This window comes from Billgrantia bachuensis (assembly GCF_011742165.1).
Lineage (GTDB): Bacteria > Pseudomonadota > Gammaproteobacteria > Pseudomonadales > Halomonadaceae > Halomonas > Halomonas bachuensis.
The window spans coordinates 1-14,202 of record NZ_JAAQTO010000013.1; the positions used below are offsets into that span (position 1 = coordinate 1).

16 protein-coding genes and 2 tRNA genes are annotated in these 14,202 nt (G+C 64.7%); 5 read left to right on the forward strand and 13 right to left on the reverse strand.

Annotated elements, in window-relative coordinates; genetic code table 11:
• Positions 1-80 precede the first annotated feature (80 nt).
• Both tsaA and HBJ55_RS04605 read left to right on the forward strand, forming a co-directional pair.
• Positions 81-821 (forward strand): tRNA (N6-threonylcarbamoyladenosine(37)-N6)-methyltransferase TrmO, encoded by a 741-nt coding sequence (gene tsaA, locus HBJ55_RS04600; protein ID WP_240935974.1) that lies wholly within the window; start codon positions 81-83, stop codon positions 819-821.
• Between the two features lie 68 nt (positions 822-889).
• Positions 890-1,231 carry a hypothetical protein gene (locus tag HBJ55_RS04605; RefSeq protein WP_167111514.1) on the forward strand — a complete coding sequence of 114 codons (342 nt, stop codon included), beginning with the start codon at positions 890-892 and terminating at the stop codon, positions 1,229-1,231.
• Positions 1,232-1,351: 120 nt separating this feature from the next.
• Here the strand turns inward: HBJ55_RS04605 and purC are convergent, their stop codons facing one another.
• From purC to dapA, 4 genes are read right to left on the reverse strand one after another with little or no spacing between them, the layout of a single operon-like run.
• Entirely contained in the window at positions 1,352-2,065 is a 714-nt protein-coding gene (purC, locus tag HBJ55_RS04610) for a phosphoribosylaminoimidazolesuccinocarboxamide synthase (RefSeq protein ID WP_167111516.1), read from the reverse strand.
• A 44-nt stretch (positions 2,066-2,109) separates the two neighbouring features.
• Positions 2,110-2,880: an MBL fold metallo-hydrolase gene (locus tag HBJ55_RS04615; protein WP_167111518.1), complete on the reverse strand. Its 771-nt coding sequence runs from the start codon at positions 2,878-2,880 to the stop codon at positions 2,110-2,112.
• A gap of 35 nt (positions 2,881-2,915) precedes the next feature.
• The gene (locus HBJ55_RS04620; protein WP_240935975.1) at positions 2,916-3,887 is read right to left on the reverse strand and encodes an outer membrane protein assembly factor BamC; all 972 of its coding nucleotides are present in this window, start codon (positions 3,885-3,887) and stop codon (positions 2,916-2,918) included.
• Positions 3,888-3,939: 52 nt separating this feature from the next.
• Complete coding sequence (gene dapA, locus HBJ55_RS04625) at positions 3,940-4,824, reverse strand: 4-hydroxy-tetrahydrodipicolinate synthase (RefSeq protein WP_167111520.1); 885 nt, start codon at positions 4,822-4,824, stop codon at positions 3,940-3,942.
• A gap of 181 nt (positions 4,825-5,005) precedes the next feature.
• Between dapA and HBJ55_RS04630 the strand changes: the two genes are divergently transcribed.
• Positions 5,006-5,482, forward strand: coding sequence for a peroxiredoxin (locus HBJ55_RS04630; protein WP_167111522.1), 477 nt, complete (start codon positions 5,006-5,008; stop codon positions 5,480-5,482).
• Between the two features lie 45 nt (positions 5,483-5,527).
• On the opposite strand, the gene HBJ55_RS04635 is transcribed toward HBJ55_RS04630, so the two are convergent.
• Positions 5,528-6,637, reverse strand: a complete 1,110-nt coding sequence (locus HBJ55_RS04635; RefSeq protein WP_167111524.1) for an AI-2E family transporter — start codon at positions 6,635-6,637, stop codon at positions 5,528-5,530.
• Positions 6,634-6,882, reverse strand: a complete 249-nt coding sequence (locus HBJ55_RS04640; protein WP_167111526.1) for a sulfurtransferase TusA family protein — start codon at positions 6,880-6,882, stop codon at positions 6,634-6,636. Before HBJ55_RS04640 ends, HBJ55_RS04635 begins: the two co-directional genes overlap by 4 nt.
• 146 nt (positions 6,883-7,028) lie before the next feature.
• Here HBJ55_RS04640 and HBJ55_RS04645 point away from each other — a divergent pair, with 146 nt between their 5' ends.
• Positions 7,029-8,483 (forward strand): M48 family metalloprotease, encoded by a 1,455-nt coding sequence (locus tag HBJ55_RS04645; RefSeq protein ID WP_167111528.1) that lies wholly within the window; start codon positions 7,029-7,031, stop codon positions 8,481-8,483.
• A 141-nt stretch (positions 8,484-8,624) separates the two neighbouring features.
• Here HBJ55_RS04645 and nadA read toward each other — a convergent pair whose 3' ends face one another.
• The 7 genes from nadA to HBJ55_RS04680 all read right to left on the reverse strand — a co-directional run bounded on the left by nadA (position 8,625) and on the right by HBJ55_RS04680 (position 13,497).
• Positions 8,625-9,653 carry a quinolinate synthase NadA gene (nadA, locus tag HBJ55_RS04650; protein ID WP_167111530.1) on the reverse strand — a complete coding sequence of 343 codons (1,029 nt, stop codon included), beginning with the start codon at positions 9,651-9,653 and terminating at the stop codon, positions 8,625-8,627.
• Positions 9,654-9,923: 270 nt separating this feature from the next.
• A tRNA-Lys gene (locus HBJ55_RS04655) sits at positions 9,924-9,999 on the reverse strand.
• A 31-nt stretch (positions 10,000-10,030) separates the two neighbouring features.
• A tRNA-Lys gene (locus tag HBJ55_RS04660) sits at positions 10,031-10,106 on the reverse strand.
• Between the two features lie 77 nt (positions 10,107-10,183).
• Complete coding sequence (gene rluB / locus HBJ55_RS04665) at positions 10,184-11,041, reverse strand: 23S rRNA pseudouridine(2605) synthase RluB (RefSeq protein ID WP_167111532.1); 858 nt, start codon at positions 11,039-11,041, stop codon at positions 10,184-10,186.
• Positions 11,038-11,925, reverse strand: a complete 888-nt coding sequence (gene scpB / locus HBJ55_RS04670; protein WP_167111534.1) for an SMC-Scp complex subunit ScpB — start codon at positions 11,923-11,925, stop codon at positions 11,038-11,040. Before scpB ends, rluB begins: the two co-directional genes overlap by 4 nt.
• Positions 11,922-12,863: a segregation/condensation protein A gene (locus HBJ55_RS04675; RefSeq protein WP_167111536.1), complete on the reverse strand. Its 942-nt coding sequence runs from the start codon at positions 12,861-12,863 to the stop codon at positions 11,922-11,924. Before HBJ55_RS04675 ends, scpB begins: the two co-directional genes overlap by 4 nt.
• A gap of 82 nt (positions 12,864-12,945) precedes the next feature.
• Positions 12,946-13,497, reverse strand: a complete 552-nt coding sequence (locus tag HBJ55_RS04680) for a polymer-forming cytoskeletal protein (RefSeq protein ID WP_167111538.1) — start codon at positions 13,495-13,497, stop codon at positions 12,946-12,948.
• Between the two features lie 153 nt (positions 13,498-13,650).
• Here HBJ55_RS04680 and HBJ55_RS04685 point away from each other — a divergent pair, with 153 nt between their 5' ends.
• Positions 13,651-14,202, forward strand: coding sequence for a bactofilin family protein (locus HBJ55_RS04685; RefSeq protein WP_167111540.1), 552 nt, complete (start codon positions 13,651-13,653; stop codon positions 14,200-14,202).

A 14,202-nucleotide genomic window follows, 5' to 3' on the forward strand; every position in this document is an offset into this window, starting at 1 on the left:
GTCTCGCGTGACCTGTCTGTCTCGCCGTGCAGGGTACACAAGCTCGCCGCTGCGGCCAATGGCAGGCATAATGCATCGCCATGACCAACCCAACGCCTTCTGCCACCGGCCTCACGATGCAACCCATAGGGCACATCGAGAGCGACTTCCCCGACAAGTTCGGCGTACCGCGCCAGCCCGGCCTGGCATCGGTTGCACACGCTGAGCTGATCCTCGTCTCCCCCTACGACGACCCTTTGGCGGTGCGTGGCCTCGACGCCTTCAGTCACCTGTGGCTGACCTTCGTCTTTCATCACAGCCCCGAGCGCTGGACGCCACTCGTTCGCCCGCCGCGCCTCGGCGGTAATGCCAAGGTCGGCGTCTTCGCCAGCCGCAGCACCCACCGCCCCAACCGGCTGGGACTGTCACTGGTGGAGTTGCTCGAGATCGATACCAGCCATGGGGTACGCCTGGTGCTGGGCGGCTGCGATCTGGTCAGCGGCACCCCAGTGCTCGATATCAAGCCCTACCTGCCTTGGGTGGAGGCGCGCACCGATGCTCGCGCCGGCTACGCACCCGAGGCACCATCGTTATTGGAAGTACGCTTCAGCGACGCGGCCGAGGCGGTGCTGGCCGCGCGTTCCGACGGGACCTCACTGCGCGAACTGATTCGACAAGTTCTGGCCCAGGACCCGCGCCCCGCCTATCGCAATGGCGCGGAGGAGAGGGTCTATGGCGTGCGCCTGCGCGACATAGACGTGCGCTTTCAAGCCATGGAAGATGCCTCAAGAAATATCGTGCTACGGGTGGTCGACATCGTCTCTCCCTCGCCCGAGGCATGACCGACCGGCCGCCTTGGCCTACGCTGATCGATGCGAGTCCGTTCACCATGGCAAGAGAGGATAGGGACATGCCTTTGTCACTGGAGGGCTACGTCGTCCTGAGGATCAACGACGGCAGCAGGGAGAATCTCCGCGTGGATGCTGCGGAGTTCGTCTACAAGGAGGGCGGGATGCGGATTCTCGGAGACCAATGCACCCAGCATGAATTTCTCTATACCTACGAGGACGACCCCCGCTTCGAGCTGGCGCTCACTGCGACGGCACTGAATGGCGAGATCGAGGGCAGCAGCCTCGTCATCGACGCCAGAGGGAACGTCGAGGTCGAAGAGGAGGAGAACTCTCTGGTGGTCAGGTTCGAGCACGACCCGGACCAGGACGACGAACCGCTGACGCCGGTTTCAAGCAACTGAGGCGGGGCTACGCCGCCGCCCTTCGCCCCGGATGCACCAGCAGCGCTGTGCTGAATGCCGCCCGCGGGAGAGGGACGGCGTCTACCGCCCCTCCCAGGCCTGTCGGACGCCTTGCGGTTATCAGTCGAACCGAACCCCGATGCGGCGACCGACTTCCTCGTAGGCCTCGATCACCCCACCCAGCCCTTGGCGGAAGCGATCCTTGTCCATCTTGTTGCGCGTCTCGGCATCCCATAGACGACAGCCGTCCGGCGAGAACTCGTCACCCAGCACGATCCGGCCCTTGAATAGGCCGAACTCCAGCTTGTAATCCACCAGCAGCAGGCCGCCGTCAATGAACAGCTGCTTGAGCACGTCATTGACCCTGAAGGTCAGCGCCTTCATCTCGGCGAGCTGTGCGGGCGTGGCCCAGCCGAAGGTCTCGGCGAGCGACTCGTTGATCATCGGGTCGTGCAGTGCATCGTTCTTGAGGAACAGCTCGAAGGTGGGCGGGGTGAGTTCACTTCCCTCCTCCACGCCGAGGCGCTTGACCAGGCCACCGGCGGCGATGTTGCGCACCACGCACTCCACCTGGATCATCTCGAGCTTCTTGACCAGGCTCTCGGTATCGGAAAGGCGCTTCTCGAAGTGGGTGGGAATGCCCGCCGCTGCCAGTTTTTCCATGATGAAGGCATTGAAGCGGTTGTTGACCATGCCCTTGCGAGCCAGCGATTCCATGCGCTCGCCGTCGAAGGCACTGGTATCGTCACGGAAATGAAGGACGAGCAGGTCGGGATCGTCGGTGGCATACACCGATTTGGCCTTGCCGGCGTAGAGTTCTTGGCGCTTTTCCATGGGGATCTCCAGAAGGGATGAAGGCATGACCAGAGGATGGCAATTCAGGTGATCGCCTGCCAATCCAGCCCGCTGTCCTGGGCGGCGATCGTCAGACGTGAGCCGTCGCCGTCGAGCAGCGGCGTCAGGGTCTCGAGGACGAGCTCGGGGCAATTGTTGTGCTCGGAAAGATGCGAGCAGACGATGCGCTGCAGGCGATCGAGGCCCAGGCGCTGGAGCAGCGCCGCCGCCTGGACGTTGGCCAGGTGCCCCCAGTTGCCACCAACCCTGCGCTTGAGCCGCGGTGGGTAGGGCCCGACCTCGAGCATGTAACGATCATGGTTGCACTCGAGTATCAGCGCATCGCAGCCGCTGAAGGCTTCGACGACATGATCGGTGGGTTGGCCCAGGTCGGTCAGCACGCCAAGATGGCAGCCGCGCGATTCGAAGCGGAACTGGACCGGCTCACGGGCATCGTGTGGCACCGTGAACGGATCGATCACGAGGCTCCTGACCGCGAAGCGCGATTGCGGCGTGATCCAATGGCGGCAAGGCACCTCGCCCAGACGTCCCGAGAGCCATGTACCCGGCGTGATGTAGACCGGCACGGCATAGCGCCGCGCCAGAGGGCCGACACCGCGCAAGTGATCGCCATGCTCGTGGGTCACCAGCACGGCATCGAGCTGGCGCGGATGCAGGCCAAGACGCGCCAGCCGTCGCTCGGTCTCGCGCAGGCCGAAACCGCAGTCGACCAGCACCATGGTCTCGTCGTCGCTGACCAGGGTGGCGTTGCCCTTGCTGCCGCTACCGAGCGAGGCAAAGCGAAGCTTGCCCATGGCCGGCGACGGCTCGTTGGCCTGCCCCTGCTGCATCAGCGCAGCAGGCCCGACACCCGCTCGAGAAGCTCGCGGGCGTCCCTTTCGGTGAAGCGCCGCTCGCTCTCGTTGACGGCACGCAGCGTGGTGCGCTCGGGGCCGTCGAACTCCAGTACCAGGCGAATCTGCTGGGGCATCTGGCGCACGTCGGGGCTCAAGATGATCTGAAGCATGCCGCGGTCACGCTCGGAGGCGGTCATGTAGTTGACCAGGAAGTCGTGCTGCTGCGGATTCTGCTCGAGCAGCTCACGCCGGTTCTCCACGCTGAAGTCGGCTTCCAGTTGATGGTTCAGTTCGGCCCAGACGCGGTCGATGTCGAGCGGAATGCGTACGACCCACTCGCCGCTGTCGAGCTGCTCGAAGCGCAGGCGATCCTCGCGCGACATCTGCTGCCCAGCCAGCGACGCGGCACTGGCACTCTCGCTGCGTGCGCTGAAGTGCTGTTCCAACGCATCGAGACAGGCCGCCACCGGACGCCCATTCTGCTCGCAGCGAACCTCGCTGTCGCCGGCGCGCAGCCCCTGGCTCACGCTCAGCCGGCCCTGGGCCGTCTCCAGCACGCCTCGGGCGTCGTCGCTGGACTGGACCTGCAAGCCGCGAGCACGGGCGAAATCCTGCAGCTGCGGCCACACCATGCCCGGGTCTGAGCCGACCACCAGCCAGCGATCATTGCCGATCTCCCGCCGCTCGACGAAGTCCCGCTCCACCGCACCGCCCGATGCCAGGCGCTCCGGGCTGGGAGCGCTGAAACGCTCGCCGTCGGAGCGCAAGCTGCCTTGAGCCTCCGGTACCGGCATGGCGTCGCGATAACGCTGCTCGTTGCGCCCTTGCGGCAGGACCAGAGGCGCACTGCGCTGGGCCTTCACGTAATCGATGTTGCGGTCGTCATAGAAGCCTTCGCGGGCACAGCCAGCAGTGGCCAGGGCAGCGAGAGCCACCAGCGGCATCCATTTCAGCGCAGAATTCATGCATTCACCTTGCAGTCAGATTATCGGGGCGGCGGGAGCTTTCCAGGCCGCCTCAATCGTCGATTACGCCAGCCAGTTGCAGGGCCTCGTCCACCGTCGCATGGTACTTGCCGGACAGCCAGGTAAGCGGCAGACGAATGCCCTGCTCGATCATGCCCATGCGGTGCAGCGCCCACTTGACCGGAATCGGGTTGGACTCGATGCCCAGGTTGGTATGCAGCGGCATCAGCCGGGTGTTGATCTGGTGAGCGCGATCGGCGTCACCGGCGACCGCGGCAACGCACAGCTCGTGCATGGCCTTGGGCGCCACGTTGGCGGTAACCGAGATGTCGCCGTTGCCGCCCATCAGCATGAACTCGCAGGCGGTACCGTCGTCACCGGAGTAGAGCATGAAACCGCTGCCCTCGAGCCGCGCGATGAGGTCTTCGGCACGCTCGAGGTTGCCGGTGGCATCCTTGAGTCCGACGATGTTGCCGACCTCGGCCAGGCGCAACACGGTTTCGTTGTAGAGATCGGAGCAGGTGCGGCCGGGCACATTGTAGAGAATTACCGGAAGACGGCTGCCCTCGGCCACCGCCTTGAAGTGGCGATACAGCCCCTCCTGGGTAGGCTTGTTGTAGTAGGGACAGACCGACAGGCAGTAGTCGGCGCCCACTTCGCTGGCATAGCGCGCCAGTTCCACGGCTTCGGAAGTGGCATTTGCCCCGGTACCGGCGATGACCGGAATGCGGCCATTGACCTCTTCCACCACGGCGCGAATCACGTCGAAATGCTCGGCGAAGGACATGGTGGTCGGCTCACCGGTAGTGCCGGCGGCGACGATGCCGTCGGTACCGTTCTCCAGGTGGAAGTTCACCAAGCGGCGCAACGCCTCCCAGTCGATATCGCCATTGGCCTTCATCGGCGTCGCCAGGGCGACGATACTGCCAGTGATCATCCTCTCTTCCTCTGCAATAGCCGCTCATGCCGCACTCGGGTGTCGTATCGACAGGACCACGAGCAAAGGGTAAATGGTACTCAGGCGGCACAGGCCTGTACAGCACGGCCGACGCGCACTTTGACAGCACTCGCCGGGCTGCGTGTAATGAAGCGCTTTCCACCCCGTCAAGGAGCCCCTCATGACGCTAGCCATCGGTCAATCCGTGCCCGACTTCAGCGCCGCCGCCACCGGCGACACTACCGTCACGCTGTCCGCCCTCAAGGGTCGCCAGGTGGTGATCTACTTCTACCCCAAGGCCAGCACCCCGGGCTGCACCACAGAAGGCGGAGACTTCCGCGACCGCAAGGCCGAGTTCGACGCGGCCAATACCGTCATCCTCGGCGCCTCGCGCGATGGCATCCGCGCCCAGGAGAACTTCAAGGCCAAGCAGGCGTTCAACTTCGAGTTGATTTCCGACAAGGACGAGGAAATCTGCAAACTGTTCGACGTCATCAAGCTGAAGAAGTTGTATGGCAAGGAGCATCTCGGCATCGAACGCAGCACCTTCCTGATCGATGCCGAAGGCAAGCTTGCCCGCGAATGGCGCGGCGTCAAGGTCAAGGGGCACGCTCAGGAAGTTCTCGAAGCTGCCCAGGCACTGCATACCGCCAACTGAACCCAGCCGAGATCAGCGCCCCGCCGGCACCCGGCCGGGGCGCCCTCACTCCTCGAACTGTTGCTCCAGCTCGACGGGCTGGAGCGAGTCATGGTACTGCCGGATTCCTCTTGGCCAGGCATAGACCAGGGCCTTGAGCAGTGTGGCCAGGGGAATGGCGAAGAAAATGCCCCAGAAGCCCCAGATTCCACCGAAGAACAGCACCGCCACGATGATCGACACAGGATGCAGATTGACCGCCTCGGAGAACAGGATCGGCACCAGCACGTTGCCATCCAGCGCCTGGATCACGCCATAGGCGAACAACACGTAGAGGAACTGGTCGCTCATGCCGAAATGAAAGCCCGCTACGGCGGCCACCGGCAGGGTCGCCACGGCGGCGCCGATGTAGGGTACCAGTACCGAGCAGCCCACCAGTACCGCAAGCAGCGCCGAATACGGCAAGCCGAAGAAGGCGAAGGTGAAGAACGATACGGTGCCGACGATGATGATCTCGATGAACTTGCCGCGCACGTAGTTGGCGATCTGGTTGTCCATCTCCTGCCAGATACGCGTCATCAGCGAGCGCTGCTGGGGCAGCAGCGACAGGCAGAAATTCACTAGTTGATCGCGGTCCTTGAGCAGGAAGAAGACCAGAATCGGCACCAGCACCAGGTAGATGATCAGGGCCAGCAAGTTACCCAGCGAGGCCAGCGATAGCGACAGCGCGCGCTGGCCGAACTGGGTCAGCTCGCGGCCGGCGACGGCGATCCACTCCTGTACCTGGTCCGGCGTGACCAGGTTGGGATAACGCTCCTGGAGCTCATCCAGCCAGCGCTGGCCACTGGCGACGATGCGCGGCGTCTCCTGAACCAGGCTGACGAGCTGATTCCATATCAACGGCATCAGGATGAAGGCCAGCGCCAGCAGCACGCCGATGAAGGCCAGGAAGATCAGCGTCACGGCCAACAGGTGAGGCACGCCGCGTCGTGTCAGGGCGTTGACGCCGCCCTGCAGCAGGAAGGCGATCACCAGAGCGGTGAGGAACGGCGCCAGCATGCGGCCGAACAGAATCACTACGGCGAAGCCCAATATCAGCAGCACCAGCAGGATCACCGCCTCCTCGTCGGAGAAGTAGTGCTCGATCCAGCCCTTGAACACATCGCGCAGGATCATGAGGTGGGCTCCTCGCCCTTGCGCAGCCAGTAGTGGTAGACCTCGCCGCGCTCCTCACGCGCCATCAGCTCGTGGATGCTGTTGTCGGCAAAGGTCTCGAAGTCGCGCCAGGAGCCGGCATCGGTCGCCAGGATCTCGAGTACTTGGCCGGGCTTCAACCGAGCCAGTGCCTGCTTCGCCTTGAGCAGAGGCAGCGGGCAGGGCAGGCCACAAGCATCGAGCACATCATCTGGTTGCACAGCCATGTCGTCTCCCGAAAAATAACCAACGCTTATGCGCATCGGGCCATGCCCTTGCAACAAAGCGCAAAACCCTTGAGATTTAAAGGCACTTTGCAGGCCGAATCAATGTCGGATAGAGAACTGATCGCCGCTTCGAACGAGACTGGCACATGCTGCGCAAGACCCGATACTGCCTGACCACCGGTGCCATCGCGCTGGCCTTGGGCCTGGCTGCCCCCGCCCCGGCTAGCGCTACGGAGGATTATGGACTGCCCAGCCTGACCGGCAGCAGCCAGGCCATCACCGGCGAGGAGTTCCGCCTGGGTCGCGCCTGGCTGCGCCAGTTTCGTGCCCGCACTCCCAGTTGGCAGGACCCCATCGCACAGGAATACGTGGAATCGCTGGTGTCACGCCTGCTGCCTCACAGCGGGCTTACCGGCTCCAGCACCGTCGTCACACTGGTGGATAACCGGGCCCTCAACGCCTTCGCCGTGCCGGGTGGCGTCATTGGCGTCAATGCCGGCCTGTTCGCCTTCGCCAGAGAAGAGGATGCCGTCGCCTCGGTGCTGGCCCACGAACTGGGGCACCTCTCCCAGCGCCACTACTCACGCGGCCGGGCGCGCGCCGAGCAGACCCAGTTGCCGGCCATGGCGGCGATGCTGGCCGGAATGCTGATCGCCGCCAGCGGCGGCGGTGACGCCGGCATCGCTGCCGCCATGGGCTCCCAGGCCGCCTTCATTCAGGATCAGTTGGCCTACTCGCGGCGCTTCGAACAGGAGGCCGACCGCCTCGGCCTGCAGACCATGGCCCAGGCCGGCTTCGACCCCGATGCCATGGTCAGGATGTTCCGAGCCATGCAGCGCCAAGTGAGCCTGCAGGGCGGCAACCCACCGGAGTTCCTGCTCACCCACCCGCTGACCGAGTCGCGCATCAGCGATGCCGAGTCCCGCGCCTCTCAGCTCGAGCCGATGCGCCCTCGCGACGACGACCCGACCTACCACCTGGTGCGCGCCCGGGCGTTGCTGGCGGTGAATCAGCGCGACCCGCAGCAGGCGGCGACACGCCTGGCCCAGGATGACGCCCCGGCAGAGGCCAGGCGCTATCTCGACGCCCTGATCGACGCCCACCACGGCCGGACCGACAGCGCTCTCAGCCAACTCGACAGCCTGGCACGAGAGCTGCCCGACCTGGCGCTGCTGCCGGTCAGCGCCGCCGAGGTCGCCTTCGAGGCAGGCCGCTACGACGACGCCACCGAGCGCAGCCGACGCCTGCTGCGCCTGATGCCGGGCCACATGCCGGCTACCCGTATACTGGGCGAAGCGCTGCTGCAGCGCGACCCCAACGAGGCCTATCGAATCCTGAATGAGCTGGCCAACCGCCGTCCCGAGGACCCGCAGGTCTTCACCCTGCTCGCCGAAGCCGCCGGCCGCAGCGGCCGCGAGGCCTGGGGCCACCTGGCCCGGGCCGAGCAGATGCAGCTCACCGGCGAGATCGACCGTGCCATCCGTCAGCTCGACGTGGCCCGCCGAGTGGCGGAACAGAGCGGCGCGACCAACGCCCTGGCGCGCATCGAGCAGCGGCGGGAGGATTTCGTCGGTTACCGGGAGACGATGGAGAAGTTCTAAAAGAGGAAAGATGGAAGAGCGAAGAAGGAAGAACAGATGAGATGAGGCAAGCTTGTGCTTTCCTCATCTCGTGCAGCTGCATAACACTTGGCACCATCTTCCATCTTCCTTCTTCAGGCTGCGAAGCAGCCTTCTCTGCACTCAGGAATTGAAATTGAGCATGCGCTCCAGCGGCCTGAGGGCTTTCTGGCGCAGCTCGGCGTCGACGAAGATCTCGCCGCTGCCCTCGCGCAGGGCGCCGGCCAGGTTGTCCAGCGCGTTCATCGCCATCCACGGGCAGTGGGCGCAGCTGCGGCAGGTGGCACCGTTGCCGGCGGTGGGGGCCTCGAACAGGGTCTTCTCCGGCACCATCTGCTGCATCTTGAAGAAGATGCCGCGGTCGGTGGCAACGATCAGCTTGTCGTTCGGCAGCTCCTTGGCCGCCTTGATCAGCTGCGAGGTGGAACCGGCCACATCGGCCAGTGCCACCACCGAGGCCGGCGACTCCGGGTGCACCAGCACGGCGGCGTCGGGATAGAGTCCCTTGAGGTCCTCGATACCCTTGGCCTTGAACTCCTCGTGCACGATGCAGGCGCCATCCCACAGCAGCATGTCAGCGCCGGTCTTCTGCTGGATATAGCCACCCAGGTGCTTGTCCGGCGCCCACAGGATCTTCTCGCCGCGGGCCTGCAGGTGCTCGATGACGTCCACCGCGATGGAGGAGGTCACCACCCAGTCGGCGCGCGCCTTCACCGCCGCCGAAGTGTTGGCGTAGACCACCACGGTACGATCGGGGTGCCGATCGCAGAAGGCGCTGAATTCATCCGCCGGGCAGCCGATGTCGAGCGAGCAGGTAGCTTCCAGCGTCGGCATCAGCACGCGCTTTTCCGGCGACAGGATCTTGGCCGTTTCGCCCATGAAGCGCACCCCGGCCACCACCAGGGTGTCGGCTGCGTGACGCGCGCCGAAGCGGGCCATTTCCAGCGAATCGGCAACGCAGCCGCCAGTTTCTTCAGCCAGTTGCTGAATGGCATCATCGGTGTAGTAGTGGGCCACGAGCACCGCGTTGTGCAGCTCCAGCAGACGCTTTATCTCGTCGATGCGAGCTTCGTCCTCGGCCGGGATGCGGGTCGGGCAGTAAGCACGGGCAAGGTGCTCACGCACCTCGATTCGGGAAGTCATGATCGTCATCGTGTCTACCACTGTGACTGGCAGGGGCTCCCCCTGCATGTACCGGGTGCATCGCTGACCGTACGCTCCGTACGGGCGATACTCCTGGGGCTGATAACGGCGTCTCTCGCCACCTCAGCCCATTGCGCTATCTTACACCACATCCCTGTGTTGCTGGCTATAGCGCATGGCCGCCTTGGCACTACATAACGAAATGGAGGCACGCACCGCCGTTTCAAGGTCGCCAACAGCAGAACGCCCCCGCCTCGTGAGAGGCGGGGGCGCGAGATCTGGTGGGTCGTGTAGGATTCGAACCTACGACCAATTGGTTAAAAGCCAACTGCTCTACCAACTGAGCTAACGACCCAGCACTTGCAAACAAGCTTCCAGGTCCGGAATGGTGGGTCGTGTAGGATTCGAACCTACGACCAATTGGTTAAAAGCCAACTGCTCTACCAACTGAGCTAACGACCCTTCCGAACGGGGGCAGATATTACTGATCACACCCCTGGCTGGCAAGGACTTTTTGACTTTCGTCCTGCCTCGACCCCCTACCTACCCTTGGAATTCTTGGGCTTGCGCATCGCCTGTACCGGGCGGCGCTTGTTCTTGTCGCGGCTCCAGCGATTCTTCTCGTCCGGCGTGAGCTCGGGCACCTTGCGCGGCGTCAGGCCGGCAGATTGGGCCAGGTCGTCGATCTCGTCCTGGGACATTTCCACCCACTCACCCGCCTTGGCGCGCTTGTCGAGGAAGATGTTGCCGTAGCGTACCCGCTTCAGGCGGCTCACCGTGAGCCCCTGGGATTCCCATAGCCGGCGCACCTCGCGGTTGCGACCTTCCATGATCACCACATGGAACCAGGTGTTGATCCCTTCGCCGCCGAACTCCTGCACGTCGGTGAAGCGCGCCGGACCATCCTCGAGCATCACGCCCTCGACCATGGCCACGATATGTTCCTTGCGCACTTCGCCCATCACCCGCACGGCATATTCGCGCTCGATCTGGGTGGAGGGGTGCATCAAGCGGTTGGCCAGTTCGCCGTCGGTGGTGAACAGCAGCAGGCCGCTGGTATTGATGTCCAGGCGGCCGATGGCGATCCAGCGCTCGCCCTTGAGGCGCGGCAGACGCTCGAACACGGTGCGCCGCCCCTCGGGGTCCTTGCGCGTACACAGCTCGCCTTCCGGCTTGTTGTACATGATCACCCGTCGCGGCGTCTCCTCGGCGCCGCGCAGGGTCACCGGGCGATCATCGAAGGCGACCCGGTCGCGCATCTCGATGCGATCGCCGAGCGTGGCGACCTTGCCGTTGACCTTGACACGGCCGGCCTCGATGGCCGCTTCCATCTCGCGGCGCGAGCCCAGCCCGGCACGGGCCAGGACCTTCTGCAGTTTTTCGGTATCGCTCGTCATGTGTCGTCTGACTTCTCGTCTTCGGTGGATTCCGCCCCCGCTCCGCCGTCATCGTCGACGCTGGTGCGGGCACGTTCGGCCAGGCGGGCCTCGAGATCGGCGAAGCTCAGCCCTGGCCTGTCGGACGCCTTCCCGGCGTGTGGTACGTCGGCCGTCCCGGCCGTCGTTTCGTCAAGCATGTCGTACGCTTCGGTACGCTTGTCGGCATTCTCATCTTCGTCGCCGGCGCCATAGCCGGCCTCGTCCGCGTCGTCGGTCATCTCCTCTCCGCCCACGGCCTCTTCGTCGGCCTGCGCCAGCAGCGCGCTGGGCGGCGGTGGGGCCTCGTCCTCGAACACCGGCTCCGCCAAGCCCTTGAGCTCGTGCATGGGCGGCAGCTCGTCCAGGGTCTTGAGCCCGAAGTCATCAAGGAACTGGCGGGTGGTGGCATAGACCGCCGGGCGGCCCGGCACGTCACGGTGTCCGACCACGCGAATCCAGCCACGTTCGGCCAGGGTGCGCATTATCGAGCTGCTCACCGCTACCCCGCGCACCTCCTCGATGTCGCCGCGGGTCACCGGTTGACGATAGGCGATCAGCGCCAGGGTCTCCAACAGCGCTCGCGAGTAGCGCTGCGGGCGTTCGTCCCATAGTCGCGAGACCCAGGGCGAAAGGCGCGGGCGAATGCGCAACTGATAGCCCGAGGCGGTCTCGATCAGCTCCATGGCACCGCGTTCGTGGCGCCCCGCCACCCGCTCCAGCGCCTCGCGCAGGCTGCGCCGCTGCGGCCGCTCGTGGTCGCCAAACAGCCCCTCGAGGCGCTCGAGCGACAGCGGCTCGGCCGCCGCCAGCAGTGCCGCCTCGAGGATCTCGTCGAGGCTGTCGGGCTGCTCCATGGCGGTCATGCGGTGTCACCCCCCTCGGGCATGCTCCCCTCCTCGGCAAAGGGACTCTCGGCGTCGGCGCCATCATCGTGGAAGAGCTCCTCCTCCGACTCCTCTCGCGGCGCACGGGCGCGCACATGGATCGGCGACAGCGGTGCATTCTGCACGATCTCGATCATCGCCTCCTTGGCCAGCTCGAGAATGGCCATGAAGGTGACGATGACCCCGGCGCGCCCCTCCTCGAGGGTGAACAGCGCCTCGAACGGCGTGTAATGCTCGTGGTTGAGGCGCTCCATGATCGCCAGCATGCGCTCGCGGGTCGAGAGCACTTCGCGCCCCACCTGGTGAGCCTGGTTGAGCTCGGCCCGGCGCAGGATACCGGCCAAGGCGCCGAGCAGTTCATCGAGCTCCACCTCGGGGTGAATCACCCGTGCCTGCAGCGGCGGCAGTGCCGCCCGTGCCGGGAACCAGTCGCGGCCCACCCGCGGCAGCCCGGCCAACGCCTCGGCCGCGCTCTTGAGCTGCTCGTACTCCTGCAGGCGGCGGATCAGCTCGGCACGCGGGTCGTCTTCCTCGTCGTCGCCTCCCTCCCTGGGCGGGCGCGGTAGCAGGGTTCGTGACTTGATCTCGGCCAGCATCGCCGCCATCAACAGGTACTCGCCGGCCAACTCGATCTCCATCGCCTTCATCAGCTCCACATACTCGATGTACTGGCGAGTGATGGCGGCTACGTCGATGGCCAGGATATCCAGGTTCTGCCGACGAATCAGGTAGAGCAGCAGATCGAGCGGCCCCTCGAACGCCTCGAGGAAGATCCGCAGCGCCTCCGGCGGGATATACAGATCCTCGGGCAGTTGGGTGATCGGCTCGTCGAACAGCCGCGCCAGCACCGCCGACTGGGTCTCGGCGTCGCTCGCGTCCGGCTGATGGGGAACAGCCGTGTGGGGCGTCTCGCTCACGCGGGGCTGGCCTCCCGGCTGGGCTTGTCTGAAGATCGATCACGCAGTCTACCAAGAGCGCGGGGGTCAGGGTAAGTCCGGCTCACCCAACCGTCATCCGGGCCACCTCCCCTTGAAGACGCGCGCCGGCAAGGCATTCCAGGCGCCTGGCCTCCAGGACACCGCGGACACGGGCCCGGGACCGTAGCGTGATCTTGTCGCCAGCCTTCAGGGTTCCCGTTACCTGCCCATCGACGCTGACCTCACGCCCTTCCAGATGCGATGATACCCTTCCGCTCACCGTCACCATGACGTGATGGTCCTTGGCGATGACGGCCCCCTCGACGCTGCCCTTGACCACGACCGGCTCATTGGCAATGAGCCGGCCCGATACTCGCGTCGCCACACCGATACGGCTCCCCTCGGCGCTACTCTGCGTGCAGGCAATGGGCTTCGCCGTGACGCTCTGTGCACCGACAGGCGATACAATCGCCGAAACGACCGGAAGCAAGCGCGTCCGAGCGGTATGTACCTCCGATGCCGCGTTCTCTGTCAGCTCCGCAGCGTGGCGCTTGCGCTTGCGCCGCCCTCCATCCCAGACGATCAGCGTCATGGCAGCCACGCCGAGAAAGATAAACCATGTCTGAATGCCCACATCCCTACTCCATGCCCGCGTAGCCTTCCTTATAGGTGCCCAGCCCCAGAGGCAGTGTCGAGAAAAAGCCGCCAGATACCACATAGCTCCGCGCTTTGATGTTCCCGCAAGCGAGCTAGGCTGCTTGGCTATTCGTCGATCTTGGAGGCCTGCATGTTCCACAAGGCAAAGCACCGTCAACCGGAAGCAACGCCAGCCAGCGTCGCGACCGATACCGACCGGACGCCACCGCCTCGCCAGGAAGCGCCCGCGACACGCCCTGGCGTTTCGGTGATCGGCAGCCATACCCGAGTGCAGGGAGATATCGATGCCGGGGAGGATCTGACCGTGGCAGGCCACGTCGAGGGCACGATCACTTGCAAGCAGAATACCGTCACCCTGGGCAATAGCGGCCGCATCGTCGGTGACGTCTACGCTCACACTCTGCATGTCTCCGGTGAGGTCGAGGGCAATCTCGTGGCATCACATCGCGCCACGATCCACAAGGACGCCAATGTCAGGGGGATGATCGTCACGCCATGCCTGATGCTCGAGGACGGCAGTTCTTTTTACGGAAGTATCGATATGGATCCCGGGAACGAACTCCTCAAGGAGGCGTTCGGCGAGCTTGCCGACAGCAGCCGGATACATGCCACATCGGCATCCGACGATAGCGAAGTCGTCGAGGACGCCGCCGGCGCACCCGATGCGACGTCCGCGTCATGA